The organism is Micromonospora sp. NPDC051006 (assembly GCF_044456245.1).
In the GTDB taxonomy this organism is placed as follows: Bacteria; Actinomycetota; Actinomycetes; order Mycobacteriales; family Micromonosporaceae; genus Micromonospora.
The window spans coordinates 257,541-279,712 of the sequence record NZ_JBITFP010000004.1 but is presented as its reverse complement, the minus strand read 5'-3'; the positions used below and the strand labels follow the sequence as shown (position 1 = coordinate 279,712).

Genomic DNA, 22,172 nt, shown 5'->3' with positions numbered 1-22,172 from the left:
CCCAGGTTCCCTTCCTCTCGGGCGCGGGGTCGACGGTCGTGGTTCATCCGGGCAGCGGACTCAACGGCTTCTGCGCCCGGTTCCGGTTCCGCACCCGCGCGTCCAGGTCGGCGGGGAGGGTGGACACCTGGTGCAGGACCGCGGCGCAGATGCCGGGCGGGTCCAGCCCGTGCTCGGCGAGCAGAGCGGCCCGCTCCCCGTGGGTGATGAACGACGTCGGCAGGCCCAGCACCCGCACCGGGGTGCCGACGCTCTCGTCGGCGAGCGCCTGGGCGAGGGCGGAGCCGATCCCCCCGTCACGGATGCCGTCCTCGACGGTGACCACCAGGGCGTGCTCGGCGGCCAGACCGGCCAGCGCCGGGTTGACCGGCCGGACCCAGCGGGGGTCCACGACGGTGCACTCCACACCGGCCTCGGCCAGCAGGTCGGCCGCGCGGAGCGCGGGTGCCGCCATCGCGCCCACGGCGACCAGCAGCACCGGCGCGGCCGCCGCGGTACGCAGCACGTCCACCCCGCCGGTCCGGTAGAGCGCCGGGATCTCCTCGCCCACCCGGGCCTTGGGGAACCGCAGCGCGGTGGGGCCGTCCTGCTCGGCGACCGCCTCGCGCAGCTCCTCGCGCAGTGTCGCCTCGTCGCGTGGCGCGGCCACCCGCAGGCCCGGCACCGCGCCGAGCAGCGACAGGTCCCACATGCCGTGGTGGCTGGGCCCGTCCGGGCCGGTGATGCCCGCGCGGTCGAGCACCAGGGTGACCGGCAGCCGGTGCAGGGCCACGTCGAGCAGGACCTGGTCCACCGCCCGGTTGAGGAAGGTGGCGTAGACCGCGACCACCGGGTGCTTCCCGCCGAACGCGAGCCCCGCCGCCGAGGTGACGGCGTGCTGCTCGGCGATGCCGACGTCGACGGTCCGGTCGGGGTAACGCGCGCCGAAGCCGGTGAGACCGGTCGGGCCGAGCATCGCCGCGGAGACCGCGACCAGGTCGGGCCGGTCCTCCCCGATGGCGACCAGCTCGTCGGAGAACGCGTCGGTCCAAGTGCGCCCCGGCGCGGTGGCCGGCAGCCCGGTGCCCGGGTCGACCACGCCGACGGCGTGCAGCCGATCGGCCTCGTCGGCCTCGCTGGGCGCGTGCCCGTACCCCTTGCGGGTGACGCAGTGCACCACGACCGACCGGTCGGCGGCGTGGGCGGTGCGCAGCGCCTCCTCGACCTGGTCGACGTCGTGGCCGTCGACCGGGCCCAGGTAGGTGAGGCCCAGCGCCTCGAAGATGCTCGTCCGGCCGGCCGGGTCCGCCGCTGTTCCGGCCCGCAGGCCGGTGAGGTGCGTGGCCAGGCCACCGACGGTCGGGGCGTACGAGCGGCCGTTGTCGTTGAGCACGATCACCACCCGCCCCGGTGAGGTCGCCAGGTTGTTCAGCGCCTCCCAGGCGAGCCCGCCGGTGAGCGCGCCGTCGCCGATGACCGCCACCACCGCCCGGCGCGTCGCGTCGAGCGCGTACGCCCGGGACAGCCCGTCGGCGTAGGAGAGCGCGGTCGAGGCGTGCGAATTCTCGACCAGGTCGTGTGCCGACTCGGCCCGGCGCGGGTACCCGGAGAGGCCGCTGCGCCCGCGCAGCGCGGCGAAGCCCTGCTGACGGCCGGTGAGCAGCTTGTGCACGTACGCCTGGTGGCCGGTGTCGAAGATGATCCGGTCGTCCGGCGAGCGGAACACCCGGTGCAGCGCCAGGGTCAGCTCGACCACGCCGAGGTTGGGCCCGAGGTGTCCGCCCCGCCGGCAGACCGTCTCCACCAGGAACGCCCGGATCTCGCTCGCGAGCAGCCGGAGCTGGTCGCCGGTGAGCCGGTTGAGGTCTGCGGGCTGGTTGACATCGTCAAGCAGGGACATCATCTCTCCGTCCGGGCACACGCAACTCCACGGCGACAACCGGGTGGATCGCCGACCGGCGGGGCGGCCGCCGGCGTGGGTCGTGCTGCGACGCTCGTCCACCGCATGCTGCGGATGCGGTGGCCCGCGCCGCGAGTGCTACGGGTAGGGCCGGGGACAACGGGCCGCTTGGAACCTGCGCAAAATCACCTTAACCCTACTGATCACTCCTACCGCCTGAAATCGGTTCGAATACCTCGACCAGGACCGCGTTGAGAGCAGGCCGAGCAGGGGCGGAGCGAAGGGCGGGCCAGGGCTCGGCCCGGTCAGTGTTCGAGGGCGCGGGTGACCACGGTGACGTCCTCGCCGCCGAGGCCGCGCTCCATCGCCCGCTGCCACTGCGCGGCCAGACTGTGGGCCACGGCGAACCGGTCGACGTCGACCTCGCGCAACGCGAGGTGCACGTCCTTCAGGGCAAGGCTGAGCGGGTACTGCGCCGAGTAGTCGTCCCGGCCGATGCGCTCCAACTTCTCCGCGGCCCACGGTCCCACCAGAGGGCTGCCCTGGAAGGCGCCGAGAATCGCCGCGTGGTCCAACCCGAGCGCGCGACCGAGCGCGATCGACTCGGCGATGCCCTCGGCGAGGAACGCGAGCAGCAGGTTGTTGGCCAGTTTGAGCCGGGAGCCCGCGCCGGTCGGCCCGACCCAGACGGTGCGCTGGCCGACCGCGTCGAAGACCGGCGCGACGCGCTCCCGGACCTCCTCCGGGCCGGACGCGAGGACGACCAGTTTCCCCTGCTCGGCCGGGCCCCGGCTGCCCGCCACCGGTGCGTCCACCAGGACGACCCCGGGCCGCCGCTCGGCGACGAGCCGGGCGAGGTGTTCGGTGCCGGTGACCCCGATGGTGCTCATCTGGGCCCAGATCGCGCCATCCGGCAACGCGGACAGCATGCCCTGCCGGTCGGCGATCGCCAGCACGGCGTCCGCGTCGGTCACCATCGTGATCACCACGTCCGCGCGGCGGACCGCGTCGGCCGGGCTGTCGGCCACCTCCGCGCCCTGCTCGCCAAGGCGACGGGCCGGCTCCGGACGGCGGTTCCAGACGGTCGTGGGCAGACCGGCCCGCAGGATGTTGGCGGCCATCGGCTGCCCCATCCCACCGAGCCCGAGCACCGCCACGCGCTGCGTTCCCGCCATCCGCACCACCCCTCGTCTCCGGCAGCGTAAGGTGCGCACCGGCCGGCGGTGGCCGGAACGACCAGGGTGGTACGCCTTCGTACCCGCGCTCCTGCGCCGAGTGGTCGTCCCGTCCTAGCCTCGGCGGCATGGCCGCCACCCCCGCTCGCCGTCGTCGCTCGTTCCGGCTGTTCCAGGTCGCGGGCACGCTGCTGGTCGCGGCGCTGTCGGCGGCGTCCTGGTACGCATGGCTGGGCTGGAACGACAGCTACCGGCTGGACCCGGCGACCGGCTCGGTGAGCGGCCCCTACCAGAGCCGCCAGGTCGTCGGGGCCGCGCTGACGTTGCTGGTGGTGCTGGTCGCGGCGCTGCTGGCCGGCGTGCGGCCGGTGCCCGCCGGTACCGCGCTCACCGTTTCGTTCACCGCAGCCTGGGCGTCGACCTGGGCGACCCGCTCGGGGCTGCTCGCGATCGGCGTCGTGCTGTCACTGGTCGGGCTCGCCCTGGGCAGCGCGGTGGTGTCGGGCGTGGTGCATCTTGCGCGCCGGGTCCGGGCGACAGACTCCCGGTCGGCCGAGCCACCTCGCGAGCGCCACGGCGGGCGCGCCCGCCGGTAGGTCCCGGGCACCCGGCGGCGGACCACAAAGGAGCCGGTGACGTGCCCTCCCCCGCCAGCGACGGGCAGACCCGGTTCGCGCGGTCGTGACCGGGCGGCGGGCGGCGTCCATCCCGGACCCCGGCTCGAGTACGCCGCCGCGCCGCTCTCGGACAGTTGCCGGGCCGCCCTAGAATCGACGCGGATCGCTCGCGGCCGCGGGGCCCGGGTGGCTACCGCGGAGGGCGGTGCGGACATGAGGCCGGAGCAGCGGGACGCGTTGTTCGAGCAGGCACGTGAGCGATCGATGCGGCGGCAGTCCTGGGCGGAGGCCGACCGGCTGTGGGCCGAGGTGATCGACGCCTATCGGCGGGCCGTGCACGCCTCCGGGCCGGTCGACCGCCGCGACCAGCAGCAGTTGGCCCGGGCGCTGTGGCGCCGCGGGATGCTGTCGTCGGCGCGGGGCCGTCACGCCGAGGGTGTGGCGCTCGGTCGCGAGGCGGTTGGCATCTTCGAGCAGGTCAACGACACGGCGGTGGCGGAGGACGGGAACGCGACCGGTCCACGTCGGGACGGCGCCCTGGCCGAGCTGATCACGGCCATGGTGGACCTGGCGGAGGCCGCCTTCGCTGCCGGCGAGCCGGCCACCCGCGTCGAGTTGTTGGAGCAGGCGCTCGCGACCGGGCTGCGGACGGCCGGGCCACCGCCGGGCGCGGGACCGAAGACCCGGGAGGCCATGGGCACGGCCTACCACAACCAGGCGACCGCGCTGCTGCACCGCGCGCTCACCGCCGCCGCACCGGCCGCCGACGCTCGGGAGGCGGCGATGGCGGCCTCCCGAGCGAGCGAGCTGCGCCAGAACCTCGCCGATCCCAGCCGCCCGCTCAGCCTCTGGGAGCTGGCGAACACCTACGCGGTCTACGCGCAGTGCCTCGCGCTGATCCACGACTTCGACCGGGCCCGGATGGTGCTGCAGCTGGGCAACGGGCTGGCCGGCTTCCTGGGGCCGGCCGGCGCGGAGATCGTGGCCAAGCTGCGGGTGGCGGCCGGGATGGTCGAGCGCGAGCAGGCCTCGACCGCCGGCGCGGGCCAACGGCGCCGCTGGGGCTGGCGGCGGTGAGCCGGTCGGCCGGTCCGCGCTGACCGGCATCCACAGATCGCGTGGGCGAGCCCTCCACTGAGGATAAAGTCGGGGCTCATGCGGACGAAACAGGAGCTGAGCGCGGCCATCCGCCAGGACCGTCGTGCGGTCCTGGTCGTCAACGCCCACTCCCGTTGGGGACGCCACCTCTACGAGCGGGCCTGTGAGCTGCTGGCGACGGCGGGCTTCGACCTGCTCGCCCGGTATCCGGTCGAGCAGCCGGGTCAGCTTGAACGCGTCCTCGCGGCGGCGGCCGACCTCGGGCCGGACCTGCTGATCGCCGGCGGCGGCGACGGCACGCTCAGCGCGGCGGCGCGCCTGCTCGCGCACCGCGACATCGCGCTGGGCCTGCTGCCGTTGGGCACCACCAACAACTTCGCCCGCACGGTCGGCATCCCGCTGCAGCTCGACCAGGCCGTCGCGGTCCTCACCGACGGCAAGGTGGTCGACGTCGATCTCGGCCTCGCCGGCGACATCCCGTTCACCAACCACGTCGGCGTCGGCCTCTCCGCCACCATCATGCTCCGGACCCCGCCGCGGCTGAAGCGCCTCACCGGGCGGGTCGCGTATCCGCTCACCGCGCTGGCCCTGCTCGCCCGGCAACGCCCGCTGCGCGTCACGATCCGCGCCGCCGGGTCGGAGCACGCCTTCGTCACCCACCAGCTGTACGTGGCCAACGGCGGGTTCCACGCCGGGCGGCCGATCACCGCCGACGCCGACGCGGACGACCGGCTGCTGGTCGCGTACGCCGTCGGCGGCCCGACCCGGGGCGGCCTGCTCCGCGACACCCTGCGCAACGCCACCACCGGACACCGCCGCACGTTGCACGAGGAGCCGTTCCTGGCCGTGGACGAGTTGTGGCTGGAGACCGACCAACCCGCTCGCGTCGAGGTCGACGGCGAGCTGCGCGGCCGGACGCCGATCCGGGTCGGCCTGGCCGCGAACGCGCTGCGCGTGATGGCTCCCGCCGACACCCGGGACCGCTGAGCCGGCTCCTTCGTCAGCGCGGTGCGCCCGCGACGACCGACCGAGGGTTTGGACTTGCCGGTCCATTTTTGTCGCGTCAGGGTGGTGGACCAGGTGGTCCGGTCCCGGGCCGCCGACGAACCGTCTGACAAGCATGCGGAGTTGTCTGATCATGAACGACTACTACCTGCTGGGCCGGTCCGGGCTGCGGGTCAGCCGGCTGGCCCTGGGCACCATGAACTTCGGCACCGGTGGTTTCCACGCCGCGTACGGCAAGACGGAGGCCGCGGCGGAGCCGATCTTCCGGCGCTACGTGGAGGCCGGGGGGAACTTCATCGACACCGCGGACTTCTACACCGCGGGGGAGAGCGAGCAGATCCTCGGTCGGTTGATCGCTTCGGCGGGGCTTCGGGACCGGCTGGTGTTGACGAGCAAGTTCACCAACACCGTGGACCCGACGGACCCCAATGCCGGCGGCAACGGCCGTAAGCACATGATCCGGGCGGTGGAGGCGTCGCTGCGGCGGCTCGGCACCGACTACCTCGATCTGTACCTGCTGCACACCTGGGACCGGATCACGCCGGTGGAGGAGGTGGTGCGCACGTTCGACGATCTGGTGCGGGCGGGGAAGATCCGCTACGCGGGGTTGTCGGACGTGCCGGCCTGGTACGCGGCGCGGGCGCAGAGCCTGGCCGAGGCGCACGCGATGGCACCCATGATCAGCCTGCAGTTGCCGTACTCGCTGATCAACCGCGGCATCGAGGCGGAGTACGCGCCGATGGCGCAGTCGTTGGGGATGGGACTGACCGCGTGGAGCCCGATCGGTGGTGGGCTGCTCAGCGGCAAGTACCGGCGGACCGCCGACGGTGTGGCCGGTGAGGGGCGCCTCGGCTCCGGTGGCGGGCAGCCGATCAGCGACCGCGACTGGCAGGTGATCGACGCGCTGCAGGGCGTCGCGGACGAGCTGGGCCGCAGCATGGCGCAGGTGGCGATCAACTGGGTGGCCAGCCAACCGGGCGTCGGCTCGGTGATCATCGGGGCGAGCAGCGCCGAGCAGGTCGACGGCAACATGGCCGCTCTCGACTTCGAGATCCCGGCGCAGGCGCGTCGGCGACTGGACGAGGCGAGCGCGCCCGCGTTGAGCGCGCCCTACGTGATGTTCACCCCGGCGTACCAGTCCTGGATCGTCAGCCCGGGACTCGGCATCGGCGACAAGCCGGCCGGCTACGCGCCACCGGTGTTCAACGGCGCGGACCAGCCGGTCGACTGACCCGGTCGGAACGGCCGTCGGGTGCCCGGACCGATCGACGCGCGAGCCGGGCGGAGTCGGAGACTCCGCCCGGCGCCGTCAGCCGCGGCAGATCTTCGCGTCCGGTTGGACGTCCAGCTTGTTGAAGACGTTGTCCACCCGACCGATGCCCGCCTTCTCCTCGATCGGCCCGGCGTTGACCAGGTCCAGAAAGGCGTTGATCGCCTTCGCCAGGCCGGCGGGAATGCGGTAACCGACGCCGTATTCCAGGAAGAGGCCGAGCTGGGTGCTGCGGCACAGCTCGATCGGCGCGCCCAGGGCGGAGCCGACGGTCAACCCCGCCGTGGCGGTGACCGTGCTGTACAGGCCGGCGGTGAACCCGAACGCGCCCAGTCCGACCCGGAACGCCGCCTGGTAGTGGACGATGATCCCGCTGACCCCGACCGACGGCCCGAAGATCGAGTCGGTGATGCTGTTTCGGACGGTGAGCTCCCACGGCTTGGTCACGCCGAAGGCGCCGTCGGCGTAGCCGAACCCGAGGGATCCGCCCAGCGACCACTCGCCCGCCGCCTTGATGTTGCCGTCCTTGGCGCTGAACGCGGTCTGCACCCCGATGAGCTGGTTGGCGGTGACCGCGAACGGTACGCCGAGGATCTCGCCGATCGGCACGCTGAAGTCCAGCGGGATCGGGATGCGCTTGTTGATGTTGCGCCCCGCGTTCGTGGCGCCGGCGATCTCGATGCGCAGCCCGGCCATACCGTCGATCCGCAGCTCCGCCCGGCGCACGGCGCCGCCGCGGATCTCCAGGTGGAACCGGGCCGACGGGCTCTTCATCAGCAGGGTGACCGTGCCGGCGATGCGGATCCCGCCGCCGTCGTGGCTGAACCGTGCGCCGACCCCGTCGGCGCAGCAGATCGGCGTGACCGCGAAACCGGCGACCTGCCGCCGACCCGCCGCGGCAACCCCAGCCGGCGGGCCGTCGCGACGGGCGTCGGCGGGGCGGGCCGATCGGGCGGTGCCGGCCCCGGGGAGCGCAGCCGTCGTCACCGTCACCGGGTGCGTCCCCGTCTCCGTGCGGGCCGCCGCGCCGGTCACGGGCACCGCCGCACCGCCCCCGCCCGACTCGCCGTCGTACTCGGCCCAGAAGGGGGTGCCGGCGTCGTACCGGGTGGGCGAGTCGAGGGAGACCGGCCGCTCCCCGCCGAAGGTTCCGTCGCGGATCACCTCGGTGATGTCCACCGGCCCGAGGATGACCGCAAGGTCGCCGCCGTCCGGGCGAACGTCGAGCACCCGGCCGACCGCCCGTCCGGTCAGGAACATCACCCTGCCCCGGGCCAGCTGGTCGGCGCCGCTGGCGTCGGGGTCGATGCGCCAGGTCAGGGCGTCGTCGGAGACGCCGCGCACCGACCCGCTGCCGCCGCCCACGAAGACCACCTCGGGCTGGTAGGTCACGCCCTCGGCGGGCCCGGGGGCCGCACCGTACCGCTGGTCGCCGCCGCTGGGCGCGTCCGGTGGCGTGCGACCCGGTTCCGCGCTGTCGCAGGCCGCGGGAACCAGCAGGGTCAGGGCGAGCAGCGCCGCGGTCGCGCGGCTTCGCCGGATCGCGGATGGCCGCACGTCGACTCCCCCGCCGCTGCTCAGAGCCGGCCCGCGACCGTACGGGCCAGCTCCGCCAGCGGCGCGCGGTAGGTGGCCGGGTCGTCGGTGCGGACCAGTCGGACGGCGACCCACACGCCGCCCTTGTTGACGAAGACCGCGCCGTCCTCGGCGTACGCCTCGTCGCCGGCCCCGGGGATCGGGGTCAGCTCGTGCCCGAGTTCCCGGTCGATGTCGAGGATCTTCTTCGCGCCGTCGCCGACGTACACCTCGAGCTGCGCGGTGGGTCCGCTCACCGGACCGGTGTACGAGCAGCTCTCCTGGGCCGGAACCGCGTCCTCGAGCGGGGTGCCGGCGACCTTCTCGGCGTCCTGTTTGGGCACCAGGGCGCAGGCGTCGACCGTCGGCGCGGGCGACGGCTCCGCCGGCGCGGCCTCGGTCGACGGGTCGCCCGCCGCTGCCGTGCCCTGGTCGCCACCGGCCGCCGGGGCGCCCCCGTCGGAGCCGTCGATCATCGCGCAGCCACCGGTGGCGGCGGCCGTGAGCACGGCGGCGAGGACGGCGAGGACGAGGCGGTTGCGGGTCATGACCCGACGCTAGGGCGGGACAGCCGGCGAGTAATCGGGTGTTTCCCTATGCTTCGACGCCCCGAGGTAAATCCTTTCGCTGCGGATACTTGCTAACGCAAACAAAGTAGACCACGATCCAGAGGGATCCATCGATGCTCAGGAGGTACTCATGCTGCGAACGCGCGTACGGATCGGCGCGGGTCTGGTCGCGTCCACGGTCATGGCCGTCGGGCTCGGCGTCGCCGCGTCGCCCGCCTCGGCGCAGCCGTCCGGCCTCACCTTCTACAGCACGTCCTTCACAGTGGAGGTGTTGCACGTGGACTCCCCGACCGGCGAATGCACGTCGCTGCCCGCGACCGCGAGTGGCCACGTCGGATGGAGCGGCTTCACCGACGTCGTGCTCTACCGGAGCACGGACTGCTCCGGGTACGCCACCAGCACCGGGACCCTCCGCACCTACCGGGCGGGCGAGTTCGCGAGCTTCCGGGCGTACTGACGGCAGCGCCCGCGGGCCGGTGGCTACCGGCGGCCCGGGAACGGACCTGGCGCGACCCGGTCCGGGCCCGGGTCACGCGGGGTCGGCGCGGCCGATCCGCCAGTAGCCCATGAAGGCCACCGCACGCCGGTCCAGCCCCCGCTCCCCCACCAGGTGGCGGCGCAGCGACCGGATCACCCCTGCCTCTCCGGCGAGCCACGCGTAGAGCGGCGCCGCGGGCACCGGATCGGGCACCTCCCAGAGGATCTCCGCGTCCACGTCGATGTCGGCGACCGGCGTGACGGCCACCGGGTCCGGCGCGGCCAGCAGCTCCCCCGCCGCCGCGGCGACGGCCGGAACGAGCTCGCTGCCGTGCCCGCCGACGCCCCGGGCCAGCCAGGTCACCTCGACGCCGGGCGGCGCCGTCAGCGGCAGCGCGTCCGCCGCGTCCGGCACCTCCAGCAGCACCCGGCCGCGGGCGTCGAGCGGCAGGCGTTCCAGGATGGCGGCGATCGCCGGTACCGCGGTCTCGTCCCCGGCCAGCAGCAGCTGCCCGGTCGAGGGCGGCCGGAACTCGACGCCGCCGTGGTCCCCGTCGTAGCCGGCGTCCGGGCCGAGGATGGCGATCTCGTCGCCGGGGCGGACCCGGCGGGCCCAGCGGGTGGCCGGGCCGCTGTCGCCGTGCACGACCAGGTCGACGTCGACCTCGGCCGCGTGCGGTCGCACGGCGCGGACCGTGTAGGTACGGATCGGGTTGCGCTCCGGCTCCGGCAGGGCCCGCCACCGCGCGTACCAGTCGGGCCCGTCCGGCAGGCGCACCCCGTGCCGCCCGGGCAGCGGAAGCGCGAGTTTGATCCGCTGGTCGTAGCCGTTGTCGGCGAAGCGGTCCAGGTCGGGCCCGGTGAAGGTGACCCGGACGAAGGACGGGCTGAGCTGGCGTACCGCCCGGACCTCGACGGCGAACACGCGCCAGGGTGCGATGGGCAGGGTCTCGGTCATGGTGCCTCTCTTGGTCGACGCGGCGCTACCGGAGATGGGCTCGCCGCGGCGCGGGAGCGCCACAGCAGCCAGACGAAGTAGGGGGTGCCGATCAGTGCGGTGACCAGGCCCGCGGGGACCTGCGCGGGGGCGATCACGGTACGGCCGAGCGTGTCGGCGATGCTCACCAGCGCCGCGCCGAGCAGCGCGGCGACCGGCAGCACCCGGCTGTGCCGGCCGCCCACGAGCGCCCGGGCCATGTGCGGCGCGACCAGGCCGACGAAGCCGATCACGCCGACGGCGGAGACCGCGGTGGAGGTGAGCAGCGCCGCGGCCCCGAGGGCGACCAGCCGGGTGCGCTCCAGCCGAACGCCGAGCACCCGTGGGGTGTCGTCGTCGAGGGCGAGCAGGTCGAGCTCCCGCCGGGCCGCGACCACCGCGGGGGTGAGCACCAGCAGGGCGATCGCCACCGGCAGCACCTGGGTGGCGGTACGGCCGTAGGTGGAGCCGGAGAGCCAGGTGAGCGCCTTACCGGTGTTCCACGGGTCGAACGCGACGATCAGGAACGTGATGACGGCCATGCCGCCCTGCCAGGTGCCGAAGCCGATCAGGACCAGCCGGTCGGAGCTGAGCCCACCGCGCCAGGCGGCGCCGTAGACGAGCGCGAAGGCGAGGATCGCGCCGAGCCCGGCGACACCGGAGACGGCCCACACGCCGGCCAGCGGGACGAAGGTGAGCAGGGAGACCGCGCCCAGGCCGGCACCGGCGGTGATGCCCAGGATGCCCGGCTCGGCGAGCGGGTTGCGGCAGACCGCCTGCACGGTGGTGCCGGCGACCGCGAGCGCCGCGCCGGCCAGCACCGCCGCCGCGACCCGCGGCCACCGCTGGTCCAGCACGAAGGTGTACGCCGGCCCGGTACTTCCGCTCAGCCAGTTGACGATGTCGCCGAGCAGCACCCAGGTGTCGCCGGCGAGCATGCCGACGAGCACCGCCGAGACGGTGAGCACGGCGGCCGCGGCCACCACGGTGCGGTGGAACGTCGCGGAGCGGACCGCCGCGTGTCCGCCCGGCGGCCGGCGGGTGGGGCCGGCGTCCCGGTGCCGCCGGGCGAGCCAGACCAGGACGGCCGCGCCGAGCAGGGTGGTGACCACGCCGGTGGGGATGTCGACACCGGCCTGCCCGCCCATGACCGCGCGCAGCAGCACGTCGGAGCCGAGGACGACGAGCACCCCGGCGATACCGGAGAGCGGCAGCAGGATGCGGTGCCGGTGCACGCCGGGGACCACGGGGGCGAGCAGCCGTACGATGACCGGCGCGCAGAGTCCGACGAAGCCGACCGGGCCGGTGAGGGTGACCGCGGCGGCGGAGAGCAGCACGGCCAGCAGGGTCACGATCAGCCGGGTGCGCCGCACGTCGAGGCCGAGCACGGTCGCGGTGTCGTCGCCGAGGGCGAGGATGTCCAGCCGCTGCCCGAGCAGCATCAACGCCACCACCGCGACGCCGATCACCGGGGCGAGCTGGGTGAGCGCGGTCAGGTCGCTCTGCACGAGCGAGCCGTTGCCCCACGCGAAGAGGCCGATGGTGGCCTGCTCGAACAGCAGCAGGAGCAGGGTGGTGAGCGAGCCGAGCGCCAGGGCGGTGGCCGAGCCGGCGAGGATGAGCCGGGTGGTGCTGGCCTGACCGCCACCGGACATGGCCAGCACCAGCGCCGCCGCCGCGAGGCCGCCGCCGAGGGCGAGGCCGCCGGCGGGCAGCACGGGCAGGGAGATGCCGAACGCGGCGACGGTGACGATCGCCAGGTGGGCGCCGGCGTTGACCGCGAGGGTGTCCGGGGAGGCGAGCGGGTTGCGGGCGATCGACTGGAGGGCGGCACCGGCGAAGCCGAGCGCGACGCCGATGGTCAGCCCGGCGAGCAGGCGTGGCAGCCGGGCGGCGACCAGGATCCGGGCGGCCTCGTCGTCGGTGCCGGTGACGAGCCGCAGCAGGTCGAGGGCGCCGACGGTGGACGTGCCCTGGGTGAGGTGCACGGCCGCGACGACGAGCACGAGCAGGGTCGCGGCGACGAAGACCCCGAGAACGCGGGGGGTGACGAGGCGCCCGGCCGGGGCCGGCCCGACGGCCGGCCCCGGGCGCGGGGGTGCGGTCAGCGTGGTCACACCGTGTAGGTCTTCACGAGCTGGTCGATGTACTGCTTGCCGGAGAGCGGGCCGCCGAAGGTCCAGATGCCGTTCGGCAGCCGGTGCAGGTTGCCCTGCTTGACGAAGGGCAGGGACGTCCAGATGGCGTTGCCGGCGAGGCCGTCGGCGAAGACGTCGGTGCCGTCCGAGGCGTTGTAGAAGAAGTGCAAGTTCGGATCCTTGAGCCCGGTGAGGCCCTCGACGTCGGTCTGACCCAGACCCCACGCCGCGTCGGTCTTGCCGGTCCAGGCGTTGGTCAGGCCGAGCTGGATGCCGATCTGGGAGACGAGCGAGCCCTGCCCGAACATCCGGATGCTGACGGTGCTGCCCTCCTTCCAGCCGTCGGCGATGACGAACGGACGGCCGGCCGCACCCGCGTCGGCGATCTTCTTCTTGCCGTCGGCGAGCGCGGCGTCGAAGTCGGCGAGCAGCTTGTCGGCCTCGGCGGTCTTGCCGACCGCCTTGGCGATCATGTTGAGGTCCGCGCGCATCCGGCCGAGGTTGTCCGCGGCGTCGCTGCCCTTGGCGACCAGTACGGGGACGTACTTCTCGAGTTGGGTGACCAGGTTGGCGCCCCGGTCGTCCTCCATCACCACGAGATCCGGTTGGAGGGCGACGATGGAGTCGACACTGGGCTCGCCGCGGGTGCCGACATCCTTGACGCTCGGGTCGAGCTTCGCGGCACTGACCCAGGTGGCGTAGCCCTTGGGGTCCGCGACGCCGACGGGCATGACGCCGAGACCGACGAGCATCTCGACCTCGCCCCACTCCAGGCCGACCACCTTGGTCGCCGGGGCCTTCAGGGAGATCTCCTTGCCGCGGCTGTCGGTGACGGTGACCGGTCCGGCCGCCGCAGCGGAGGTCTCGGGAGCGGCGGTGTTCTCGGTGGTGCCGCAGGCGCTGAGCAACAGCGCGGCCGCCGCGGCGACGATGGCGGTGACACGGATACGGGTCATGGCAGTCTTTCTGGTGAGATGTGCGAGCGGTCGTTCAGACCGGGATGCGGGTGGCGTGCCGGCCCATCGGACGGGTGTTCACCAGTCCGTTGACCGGATCGGTGCTCACCTCGATACGGATGCCGTACGTCTCGGTGAGGGCCTGTTCGGTGAAGACCTCGGCGGGGCTGCCCGCGGCGCGGACCCGGCCGTCGTGCAGCAGCACCACCTCGTCGGCGACCGCGGCGGCCTGGTTGAGGTCGTGCAGCACCACGCCGACCGCGACGTCGTGGTCGTCGGCGAGGTCCCGGACGAGGTCGAGGATCTCCACCTGGTAGCGCAGGTCGAGAAAGGTGGTGGGCTCGTCGAGCAGCAGCACCGGGGTGTCCTGGGCCAGGCAGGTGGCCAGCCACACGCGCTGCAGCTCGCCGCCGGACAACTCGTCCACCGGGCGGTCGGCCATCGCGGCGACGCCGGTGACGTCCATCGCGCGGGCGATGACGGCGGGGCCCTGCGGGTCGTCGGCCCGCCAGCGTCCCCGGTACGGGTGCCGGCCGTAGCCGACCACGTCCCGGACGGTGACGCCGTTGGGCACCGGCCGGCTCTGCGCGAGCAGGGTGACCCGGCGGGCGAACTCCCGGGCCGGCAGGCCGGCCGCGGCGGTGCCGCCGGCGAGGTGCACCACGCCGGCGGTGATCGGATGCAGCCGGGCCAGGGCCCGCAGCAGAGTGGACTTGCCGCTGCCGTTGGGGCCCACCAGAGCCGTAACAGAACCAGCGCGCAGGGTGATCGCCGCTTCGTGCACCACGGGCACCCCGTGGTAGCCCAGGCGGAGGTTGCTTCCGCGCAGGCTCTGCTCACCGTCGGTCGACGGCGCTCCACTCGACATGAGGTTAGGCTAACCTAAGCTCATGATCGGTTGTCAAGGCGACCCAGATCGGGCAGCCGCGCCCGCGATCACGGGCCCGACCGGCTGAGCCCGACTCCCGCCTCAGCGCGGTGACCGCCCCCACCAGACCGTCCTGCGGCTGCTCGGAGTTGCGCCAGCCGAACCGGAGCCGCTCACCATGCAGTCGGCGGCACCGAGGGTGGCGTCCACGGCGGCGCCCATTTCGTCGTTGTAGTACGGGAAGTCCCACTGGTCGGGCACCTCGACAACGCCGTCGAGCGAGATGAACCTGCCTGCCGCGATCGTCGTCATCGCGCCCCGCCCCTGACGTCGCGAAACCTGCCGCCCGCCGGGCGCGACCCGATTCCGATCGACGTGTCCACCTCATCCGGACTTGTCGCCGCCGAGCCTAGAGTAGGGACGGCCCGCCGGGGTGCAGCGACGCGTTGACCACCGCAAATTCCCAGCAACCCGGCCAAGCCACCGCGAATAGCTTATGTCACCATCGGCACTCAGCTTATCGGACATTCAAATGCTTGCATGCAACTATTTTTAACCCGTCCGAGATGAGCCGCCACTATGGTCATAACAGATTGATAAGTTTCTTGGTCGGCAGCATGTAATTGCCGTCCGGAATTGGTGGGGGAACCGGAAGGGGTTGGGGAATGCGGGGTATCCCGGTCGCGTCCCTGGTCATCGGCATCGCGTCATCGCCGGCAGAACGCCGACAGCTGGCGCAACTACTCGGCGGCAGCAATGCGTTCCTGATTGTCTCCAGCGTCGACCAGGCGCGGGAGTTCCTCGGGGTGGTCGAGAGGCACCCCACGACGGCGGGCTCCGCCCCCGTCCAGACCGTGACCACCGAGGCCGCGGCGATGGTGGACACCCCGCCGCCGCCCGGCCTGACCGTCGACTCCGACCGGCGGGTGCTGCGCTGGCGGGACCAGGAGATCGAGCTGACCCGCCTGGAGCACGACTTCCTGCTCTGTCTGGTCGGCGCGCCCGGTCAGGTCTGGACCTACGAACGGCTGCACCTGAAGGTCTGGGGCAACAAGCACCTCGGCCGCGGCTCCGACATGCACTCGGTGGTACGGCGGGTACGCAGCAAGCTGGCCCGGCTGGACGCCGCCGCGACCATCCACGCGGTCCGTGGGGTCGGCTTCCGCCTCGCGCCGGTCTGACCGCCCGCCCGATCCGTCCGAGGGGGACGTCGCCGCCGCGGCGTCCCCCTCGCCGGTCGTGCCGCCACTGCGCCGCCGGTGAACACGGTCCGGCCCGCCTGGTCACAGCGACCAGGCGGGCCGGATCTGTCAACTAGCGATCAATTGTCAACACCGGATGGGAGCCAGCGCGAAGTTCTCCACCGTGGGCGCGCTGGTGTCGATCCTCGCCTGACGGGTCTGCGGCTTCCAGCCGTCCTTGGCGACGATCATCGTCAGCGGGTTGTTCCGACGGTCCATCCAGTAGGCGTACTTACCTTCGGCATCGGTGGCGAAGGTGAACGACATCGCCCACGAGTCGACCTGGACCACCGCGCCGGGGAGCGGCGAACTCGCACCCTGGCAGCTGGTCCCGGTCACCGTGCCCATGAGCTTGCCCCAGGTCTTCGGAGGGTTCGCGGTCATCGTCACCGCCACCGGCGGCACCGAGTACGGCGTGTTCTCCTTGATCGCGACCGAGCCGGAGTAGGTGCCCGGCTGGTCGACGTTCGCCGTCATGCCGACGGTGACCGTGACCTTCTCACCCGGCGCGAGCGTTGCCGCCGTCTTGTCGATCGTCATCCAGCTGACATCGGCCGCCGCCTCGGCGCAGCCCTCGAACCCGGGCAGCACCTCACTGTCCGGCATCGCGCTGAAGCTGCCGGACGAACCACCGACCTTGTAGAAGCCGCACGCCGCGCCACCGCGGTACCGCGGGGTGTTGGCGTTCGGCAGGTTGGACCACGCGTCGGTGGCCGGGTCGTAGGCGAAGCCGACGTTGGTGATGGCTCCACCCTGCGAACCGCCGACGACGAGGAGCTTGCCGCTCGCGACAGCGAACGAGCTCGCCCAGTTGTCGGCCGGCGCATCGGCGACGGCGGTCCAGGCGTTGGCACCCGGGTCGAAGGCGTAGCTGGCCCTCTGCGAGGCGGACCCGTCGTTGCCGCCGGTGCAGTAGACGATGCCGTCGATCCCGCCGCAGGAGGCGAAGGCCACCGACTTCGGGTACTCGGCCATCGTCTCCCAGGTGTCGCTGCCCGGGTCGTACCGGACGACGGTGCTGGACATCGGCGTACAGGCCGACGTGGTGCAGCCACCGATGGCGTACAGCTTGCCGTCGACGACCGCCTGTCCGGCCGCGGCGCGCGGCGCCGGGTTGTCGGCCTTCTCGGTCCAGGTGTTGGCGGCCGGGTCGTACGACCAGGTGGTGCCGTCGGGGCCGGCAGCCGCCCAGCCGCCGGTGGCGATGATCTTCCCGTCCAGGACGCCCACCGTCACGGCGTTGCGCGCGCCGGGAAGGTCGGCGATCGCCGTCCAGGTCTGCGCGGCCGGGTCGTAGACGTAGTTCTTCGTCGTGGACGCCGAACCGTCGCCGCCGGCGATCGAGTACACCTTGCCGTCCAGGTTGACCACCCGGTTGTCCATGATGTTCGACGGGTAGTCGGCGATGTCCGTCCACGGGTCGGCCTGCGGGGCCACCGTGGCGGGCGCCCCCGTCACCGCCCTGCCGGACGCCTTGGCGGCGACCGACGTCTCGACGGTGAGCCGCTGCACCGGTGCGCCGCTGGCCGCGAGCACCTCCTGCTTGTTGATCCGGGACCCGTCGGCCCGGAGAATCTCGAACCCGCCGTCGCGCTCACTGAACTCGACGTCGACTGGGGCCCCGCCGGTGTTGGTCACGGTGAACGTCTTGTTCACCTTGCCGGTCGGCATCTGGACCGTTCCGCTCACCGAGGCCGGCTGCACGGACAGTCGGCCGGCCGCGAGCTGGAAGTTCGCCGCGGTCGCCCAGTCGGCCTGGACGTCGACCTGCTTGCTCTGGCTGACGTAGTTGCCGGCCGCCGCGGTGAACTTGTGGGTGCCGGTCAGCGACGAGAAGAGCCAGTAGAAGCCGTCGGCCAGTCCCGGGTCGTCCGGGGTGGCCTTCGTGGTGGCCTTCTCCGCCGGCCGGTCGTTGCTGGTGACGGTGGCGCCGTTGACGTAGCCGTTGACGTTCTTGTCGCGGACGTGCCCGAGCACCAGGCCGCCGTCGACCGGCACACAGGTGACCTGGCTGCCGATCAGTACGTTGTCGACCTCCCACCACCACTCGTACGAGGCGTCGTAGTAGTGGAACCGCACCTGCACCTGCGCCTGGCCGGCGGCCTGCGGGATCGGGATCTCAGTCACCCGCGGTCCGCGGGCGTCCGCCGCCTGCCGGAGCACGTTCGTCCAGGTGGCACCGCCGTCGAGGCTGAGGTCGACGTCGGCACGGTCGTCGCCCAGCCAGTTGAAGTCCTGGTTGAACCGGACGACCGGGGCCGCCACGTCGGTCAGGTTGACGACCGGGCTGACCAGCGAGGTGTCCTGATCCCCGCCGGGGCCGTAGTTGTCGCTGTCGATCATCGCGAAGTTGCCGGTGCCGCCGGTCAGGTTGCCCCGGTTGCCGTCGTCGGTGAACTTCCAGACCTGGCCACTGTCGGCGTGGTCCACCACCGACCAGCCGGCCGGCGTGGTCGTGCCGTCGAAGGTCTCGTACTCCCCGTCGGAGCCGAAGGTGTAACCGGGCGCCGTCGTGCAGGCGGTGGTCTCCACCGGTACGGCGACGTTCAGGGTCTTGTTGCCCGAACCGACCACGACCTCCTTGGTCACGGTCTGGTAGCCCGGGTACTGCGACTCGACCTTGAGGCTGTAGGTCGCCCCGGCCGGCAGCTTGAGGCTGTAGCGACCGTTGACGGGCGTGGTGTAGTCGGACACGCCCGACGGACCCTCCACGGTCACCTTCGCGTACAGCGGCCAGCCGTGTCCGGAGCCGTCGGTCACCGATCCGCTGACGGTGACGCTCGGCACCGCGGTGAGCGCGACGTTGACCGTCGTGGTCGCGTCCGCGGTGATCGTCGCCGGCGTCGTCTTGCCGCCGTAGCCGAACGCCGCGACGGCGACCTGGTAGTCACCGGCCGGCAGGAGGGTGGAGAACTTCCCGTCGGCACCGGTGGTCACCTGGCGGTCGGCCGGGCCGGTGATGGTGACCGTGGCGCCGCCGATCGGCGAGCCGGTGGCCGCGTCGGTGACCGTGCCGGCCAGGGTGCCGGTGTCACCGATCGGGGCGGAGTTGAGCAGCGCGAGGGCGTCCAGCCGGCCCTCGCCGTAGACGTTGTTGTCGTCCGTGGTGCCCCCGCACTGGGCGTCGGCCTTGTCGACCGCGGCGCCGTCGAGCAGCGCTCGGGTCGCGTCGACCTCACCGACCAGCGCCGGTGCCGCCGACCACAACAGCGCGATCGCGCCGGCCAGGTGCGGGGCCGCCATCGAGGTGCCGTTGAAGCTGGCGTACGCGCCGCCCGGAACGCTCGACCGCACGTTCACGCCGGGTGCGGAGATGTTCGGCTTGATCCCGCCGTTCTGCCCGGTGCCGCGGCCCGAGAAGCCGGCGACGTTGTTGTTGATGTCGTAGGCGCCGGCCGAGTAGTTGCTGACCAGGCTGCCCGGCGAGCCGCTGCTCTGGCACCCCGGCCCGCTGTTGCCGTTGGACCAGACCCCGAAGATGCCGGAGTCGGCCCAGGCCAGGGTCACGTCCTCCATGAACGGGTCGTTGGAGGGCAGCTGGCTGCCCCAGGAGTTGTTGATGATGTTCGGCCGCTTGCTGGCGTCCGGGTTCTGACCGTTGAGGTCCGTCGGCTCGAGCATCCACTGGCCCGAGGTGACCAGGGCGGCGTCGCTGGGGCAGCAGCCGTTCGCCGCGATCCACTTGACCTTCGGGGCGACACCGATCTGGTTCGCGCCGTCGGCGCCGGCCATCGTGCCCATCGTGTGCGTGCCGTGGCCGTTGCCGTCGCAGGGGGTGGCGCAGGTCCCGGCGGCGTTGAACCAGTTGTAGTTGTGGTCGAACGTGCCGTCGCCGTTGTTGCCGCGGTAGGAGTTGACCAGCGCCGGGTGGTCGAACTGGACCCCGGTGTCGATGTTGGCGATGGTGATGCCCTCGCCCTCGACGCCGTACTGGGACCAGACGTCGTCGGCGTTGATGTTCGCGATGCCCCACTCCAGGGCGTTCACGGTCTTCTCGTCGGTGCCCTTGCTGACCTCGGGCACCTTGTAGGCGATCGGGGCGTAGAGGGCGTCGACCTCGGCGCGGGCGGCGAAGTTCTGCGCCATCGCCAGCGAGCCGCTGCTGACCCTGATGGCGTTGGTCGCCCAGAAGGTCTGGTACTTGGCGCCCGCGCGGTCGAGCTCGGCCCGGATGCCGGCCTGGCTGTCGTCAGCGGTCTTGCGCAGCGCCTCTGCGACGGCGGTGCCGCGCTCGGCCCAGTCCTTGATGGCGCTGGCCTTGCCCAGGTCGGCCCGAGCCTTGAAGCGGATCCAGAAATCCCCCTCGCTCTTGGCCTCGAACTGCTTCGCGAGCTCCGGTCGGATCTTGTCCGCCGGCGACGCCGCGCCCGCTCCCGTCCCGGTCGGCGCGGCCTGCGCGCCGGTTGCGGTGCTGGCCAGAGCCGTTGCGGCGAGGACCATCGCCGCTCCGGCGCTCACCAGTGATCTGGCTGTGCGCCTCCAGTGTGGACGTCTGAACATCGGTGCTGCCTCCTCCAGAACGACCCAGAGTGAAATGAGCCATGGTGAAGGTGCAGGAGGTTCGTCTCGACGGGGTAAGCCGAACGGACGAGCCCCCTTTGTGCCCCCCCATGCACCGCGCGGGTCACGCCGGTTGCCCGTCTGGACACTATGATCGAGAAGAAAGGACGATCAAGAACTTGCCGTAAGCAACTTGTCGCTAACGGTTGCCAAGCTGGCGGCACGCCTGCCAGTCATTGTCACGACCATGACGAGAGCTGGGCAGTATGCCCGTCGATTCCGGGTGGGGGCTGTGGTCGACGACGACGAAATGACGCCGGACGGGCCCGATCCGGCCGACGAGCCGTTCCCCCTGCTGATCGCGGTGACGTCATCGCCGACCGAGCGGATCCGGCTCGCGGAACGTCTTGACGGCATCGCGCCACTGCTGTTGGTGGCCGACCTCGACGAGCTACGTCGGCTGATCACGGCGCCCCAGCAGATCCCGGGCGAGCCGCCGACCGCTCTCCCGGCCGAGTCGCCGGACAACGCTCTGGTGATCGACTCGGGCCGGTCCACCGCCCGGTGCGGGGACCGCGAGATCGAACTGACCCGGCTCGAGCATGACCTGCTGACCTGCCTGACCACCGAGCCGGTCCGGGTCTGGAGCTACGCCGAGCTGCACCGGTCGGTCTGGCGGGACGAGGGACGGGAACGCAAGGCGGACGTGCAGTCCCTGGTGAAACGGCTGCGGCGCAAGCTGCACGAGCTCGGCACCGACGCCACCATCGACGCGGTGCGGGGTGTCGGCCTGCGGCTGGCGGATCACCAGCAACCGCGACTCGGGCGGGCCTGACGCCCGGCCGACGCGGGCACCCTCGCGGGTGGACCGCCGCGGTGGGTGGCGACGACAGTCAGATCAGCCCGGCACGGGCCCACAGCAGCCGCCCCGGACCGGCCACCAGGCCGAGACCGGCCAGGTGGGCGTGCACCCTCCCGGCCGACCAACGCAGGGTGGCGCGCCAGTGCGGATTCGCGCGAGCGGCGGCCCGGCCGACCGCCGGTGGGATGCCGACCGCCGCGTACACCTCGGGGTGGACCAGACGGTTGGCGATCGTGTGGGCGGAACGGCCGATCAACAGCCGGGCGTACGCCACCGACAGCGGGCCGGCCGCCGCCACCTGGCGAGCCAGCTCCTCCCGGGCGAACCGGACGTGTCGAGCCTCCTCCACCACGTGGATGCGCGACACCATGCGGATGAGCGGCTGCAGCGACTCGTCGGCCATGATCTCGCGTTGGAACGCGTCGAGGATCTCCTCGGCGATGAGGATCGCGGCGTACATCCGCGGACCGGTGGCGGTGGCCTTGAGGAAACGTCCGAGCAGCTGGTCCACCGGGTCCGCCCGGTAGACCGGGCAGCCCATCGCCTCGATGAGCCGGCCGAACATGATCGAGTGTCGGCACTCGTCGGCCACCTCGGTCAGTGCGTACTGGGCGTGCCGGCTGGTCGGGTCGGCGTCGTAGTAGTCCCGGATCAGCATCTGCATGAGGATCGTCTCGAACCACAGCCCGGCGCTCGCCGCGCTCGCCACCTCGTGCTTGGTGAGCTCGACGCGCTGCTCCTCCCCGAGGCGCTCCCACAGCGGCGTGCCGTAGAGGCTGCTGCGGTGCGGTGGGAGCCAGTAGGCGCCCGCGACGTGCGGGGCGTCCCAGTCGATCTCCACCATGGGGTCGTAGCTGGTCCGTAGCGAGGACGTGAGCAGCCGCTCGGCGACCGCCTCGCGCTCCGTGCCGGCTGGTGTCGCCTCCATTACGCCTCCATATTGACGTGACGGCCGGTAACTGTTAC

General features: G+C 72.5%; 18 protein-coding genes. 7 read left to right on the top strand and 11 right to left on the bottom strand.

What is annotated here, in order from left to right; all coding sequences use genetic code 11:
- Window positions 1-43: 43 nt before the first annotated feature.
- Both ACIBBA_RS09885 and ACIBBA_RS09880 read right to left on the bottom strand, forming a co-directional pair.
- Window positions 44-1,882 (bottom strand): 1-deoxy-D-xylulose-5-phosphate synthase, encoded by a 1,839-nt coding sequence (locus ACIBBA_RS09885; protein WP_396695599.1) that lies wholly within the window; start codon window positions 1,880-1,882, stop codon window positions 44-46.
- A gap of 302 nt (window positions 1,883-2,184) precedes the next feature.
- On the bottom strand, window positions 2,185-3,054 hold the full coding sequence (locus ACIBBA_RS09880) for an NAD(P)-dependent oxidoreductase (protein WP_396695597.1): 870 nt from the start codon (window positions 3,052-3,054) through the stop codon (window positions 2,185-2,187).
- 128 nt (window positions 3,055-3,182) lie between these two features.
- Between ACIBBA_RS09880 and ACIBBA_RS09875 the strand changes: the two genes are divergently transcribed.
- The 4 genes from ACIBBA_RS09875 (at window position 3,183) to ACIBBA_RS09860 (ending at window position 7,005) form a co-directional block, all read left to right on the top strand.
- A complete protein-coding gene (locus ACIBBA_RS09875; RefSeq protein WP_396695595.1) occupies window positions 3,183-3,650 on the top strand; it encodes a hypothetical protein in 468 nt (155 codons plus the stop codon).
- 234 nt (window positions 3,651-3,884) lie between these two features.
- Window positions 3,885-4,748 (top strand): hypothetical protein, encoded by an 864-nt coding sequence (locus ACIBBA_RS09870; protein ID WP_396695593.1) that lies wholly within the window; start codon window positions 3,885-3,887, stop codon window positions 4,746-4,748.
- Between the two features lie 78 nt (window positions 4,749-4,826).
- The gene (locus ACIBBA_RS09865; RefSeq protein WP_396695591.1) at window positions 4,827-5,756 is read left to right on the top strand and encodes a diacylglycerol/lipid kinase family protein; all 930 of its coding nucleotides are present in this window, start codon (window positions 4,827-4,829) and stop codon (window positions 5,754-5,756) included.
- A gap of 151 nt (window positions 5,757-5,907) precedes the next feature.
- Window positions 5,908-7,005 carry an aldo/keto reductase gene (locus ACIBBA_RS09860; RefSeq protein ID WP_396695589.1) on the top strand — a complete coding sequence of 366 codons (1,098 nt, stop codon included), beginning with the start codon at window positions 5,908-5,910 and terminating at the stop codon, window positions 7,003-7,005.
- Window positions 7,006-7,083: 78 nt separating this feature from the next.
- Here the strand turns inward: ACIBBA_RS09860 and ACIBBA_RS09855 are convergent, their stop codons facing one another.
- Together ACIBBA_RS09855 and ACIBBA_RS09850 are read right to left on the bottom strand one after the other, a co-directional pair.
- Window positions 7,084-8,601 carry a hypothetical protein gene (locus ACIBBA_RS09855; protein WP_396695587.1) on the bottom strand — a complete coding sequence of 506 codons (1,518 nt, stop codon included), beginning with the start codon at window positions 8,599-8,601 and terminating at the stop codon, window positions 7,084-7,086.
- 20 nt (window positions 8,602-8,621) lie between these two features.
- Window positions 8,622-9,167: a hypothetical protein gene (locus ACIBBA_RS09850; RefSeq protein WP_396695585.1), complete on the bottom strand. Its 546-nt coding sequence runs from the start codon at window positions 9,165-9,167 to the stop codon at window positions 8,622-8,624.
- A 151-nt stretch (window positions 9,168-9,318) separates the two neighbouring features.
- On the opposite strand from ACIBBA_RS09850, the gene ACIBBA_RS09845 reads away from it, so the two are divergent.
- Window positions 9,319-9,645 carry a hypothetical protein gene (locus tag ACIBBA_RS09845; protein ID WP_396695583.1) on the top strand — a complete coding sequence of 109 codons (327 nt, stop codon included), beginning with the start codon at window positions 9,319-9,321 and terminating at the stop codon, window positions 9,643-9,645.
- Between the two features lie 72 nt (window positions 9,646-9,717).
- On the opposite strand, the gene ACIBBA_RS09840 is transcribed toward ACIBBA_RS09845, so the two are convergent.
- The 5 genes from ACIBBA_RS09840 to ACIBBA_RS09820 all read right to left on the bottom strand — a co-directional run bounded on the left by ACIBBA_RS09840 (window position 9,718) and on the right by ACIBBA_RS09820 (window position 14,915).
- Window positions 9,718-10,623: a siderophore-interacting protein gene (locus tag ACIBBA_RS09840; RefSeq protein WP_396695581.1), complete on the bottom strand. Its 906-nt coding sequence runs from the start codon at window positions 10,621-10,623 to the stop codon at window positions 9,718-9,720.
- The gene (locus ACIBBA_RS09835) at window positions 10,620-12,758 is read right to left on the bottom strand and encodes an iron ABC transporter permease (protein ID WP_396695579.1); all 2,139 of its coding nucleotides are present in this window, start codon (window positions 12,756-12,758) and stop codon (window positions 10,620-10,622) included. Before ACIBBA_RS09835 ends, ACIBBA_RS09840 begins: the two co-directional genes overlap by 4 nt.
- Window positions 12,755-13,735 carry an ABC transporter substrate-binding protein gene (locus ACIBBA_RS09830; RefSeq protein WP_396695577.1) on the bottom strand — a complete coding sequence of 327 codons (981 nt, stop codon included), beginning with the start codon at window positions 13,733-13,735 and terminating at the stop codon, window positions 12,755-12,757. The genes ACIBBA_RS09835 and ACIBBA_RS09830 overlap by 4 nt, the downstream gene beginning before the upstream one ends.
- A 34-nt stretch (window positions 13,736-13,769) precedes the next feature.
- Entirely contained in the window at window positions 13,770-14,603 is an 834-nt protein-coding gene (locus tag ACIBBA_RS09825; protein ID WP_396695575.1) for an ABC transporter ATP-binding protein, read from the bottom strand.
- 102 nt (window positions 14,604-14,705) lie between these two features.
- Window positions 14,706-14,915 carry a hypothetical protein gene (locus ACIBBA_RS09820; RefSeq protein ID WP_396695573.1) on the bottom strand — a complete coding sequence of 70 codons (210 nt, stop codon included), beginning with the start codon at window positions 14,913-14,915 and terminating at the stop codon, window positions 14,706-14,708.
- A 353-nt stretch (window positions 14,916-15,268) separates the two neighbouring features.
- On the opposite strand from ACIBBA_RS09820, the gene ACIBBA_RS09815 reads away from it, so the two are divergent.
- On the top strand, window positions 15,269-15,784 hold the full coding sequence (locus tag ACIBBA_RS09815) for a winged helix-turn-helix domain-containing protein (RefSeq protein ID WP_396695571.1): 516 nt from the start codon (window positions 15,269-15,271) through the stop codon (window positions 15,782-15,784).
- A gap of 147 nt (window positions 15,785-15,931) precedes the next feature.
- On the opposite strand, the gene ACIBBA_RS09810 is transcribed toward ACIBBA_RS09815, so the two are convergent.
- Window positions 15,932-20,302 (bottom strand): S8 family serine peptidase, encoded by a 4,371-nt coding sequence (locus tag ACIBBA_RS09810; RefSeq protein ID WP_396695569.1) that lies wholly within the window; start codon window positions 20,300-20,302, stop codon window positions 15,932-15,934.
- Window positions 20,303-20,654: 352 nt separating this feature from the next.
- Between ACIBBA_RS09810 and ACIBBA_RS09805 the strand changes: the two genes are divergently transcribed.
- A complete protein-coding gene (locus ACIBBA_RS09805; RefSeq protein ID WP_396695938.1) occupies window positions 20,655-21,179 on the top strand; it encodes a winged helix-turn-helix domain-containing protein in 525 nt (174 codons plus the stop codon).
- 58 nt (window positions 21,180-21,237) lie between these two features.
- Here the strand turns inward: ACIBBA_RS09805 and ACIBBA_RS09800 are convergent, their stop codons facing one another.
- Window positions 21,238-22,134, bottom strand: coding sequence for a diiron oxygenase (locus tag ACIBBA_RS09800; RefSeq protein WP_396695567.1), 897 nt, complete (start codon window positions 22,132-22,134; stop codon window positions 21,238-21,240).
- Between the last annotated feature and the right edge of the window lie 38 nt (window positions 22,135-22,172).

Coding starts and splice junctions, on each gene's coding strand:
- ACIBBA_RS09885 (WP_396695599.1), bottom strand. CDS start 1,882: ATGATGTCCCTGCTTGACGATGTCAACCAGCCCGCAGACCTCAACCGG.
- ACIBBA_RS09880 (WP_396695597.1), bottom strand. CDS start 3,054: ATGGCGGGAACGCAGCGCGTGGCGGTGCTCGGGCTCGGTGGGATGGGG.
- ACIBBA_RS09875 (WP_396695595.1), top strand. CDS start 3,183: ATGGCCGCCACCCCCGCTCGCCGTCGTCGCTCGTTCCGGCTGTTCCAG.
- ACIBBA_RS09870 (WP_396695593.1), top strand. CDS start 3,885: ATGAGGCCGGAGCAGCGGGACGCGTTGTTCGAGCAGGCACGTGAGCGA.
- ACIBBA_RS09865 (WP_396695591.1), top strand. CDS start 4,827: ATGCGGACGAAACAGGAGCTGAGCGCGGCCATCCGCCAGGACCGTCGT.
- ACIBBA_RS09860 (WP_396695589.1), top strand. CDS start 5,908: ATGAACGACTACTACCTGCTGGGCCGGTCCGGGCTGCGGGTCAGCCGG.
- ACIBBA_RS09850 (WP_396695585.1), bottom strand. CDS start 9,167: ATGACCCGCAACCGCCTCGTCCTCGCCGTCCTCGCCGCCGTGCTCACG.
- ACIBBA_RS09845 (WP_396695583.1), top strand. CDS start 9,319: ATGCTGCGAACGCGCGTACGGATCGGCGCGGGTCTGGTCGCGTCCACG.
- ACIBBA_RS09840 (WP_396695581.1), bottom strand. CDS start 10,623: ATGACCGAGACCCTGCCCATCGCACCCTGGCGCGTGTTCGCCGTCGAG.
- ACIBBA_RS09830 (WP_396695577.1), bottom strand. CDS start 13,735: ATGACCCGTATCCGTGTCACCGCCATCGTCGCCGCGGCGGCCGCGCTG.
- ACIBBA_RS09825 (WP_396695575.1), bottom strand. CDS start 14,603: ATGTCGAGTGGAGCGCCGTCGACCGACGGTGAGCAGAGCCTGCGCGGA.
- ACIBBA_RS09820 (WP_396695573.1), bottom strand. CDS start 14,915: ATGACGACGATCGCGGCAGGCAGGTTCATCTCGCTCGACGGCGTTGTC.
- ACIBBA_RS09815 (WP_396695571.1), top strand. CDS start 15,269: ATGCGGGGTATCCCGGTCGCGTCCCTGGTCATCGGCATCGCGTCATCG.
- ACIBBA_RS09805 (WP_396695938.1), top strand. CDS start 20,655: ATGACGCCGGACGGGCCCGATCCGGCCGACGAGCCGTTCCCCCTGCTG.
- ACIBBA_RS09800 (WP_396695567.1), bottom strand. CDS start 22,134: ATGGAGGCGACACCAGCCGGCACGGAGCGCGAGGCGGTCGCCGAGCGG.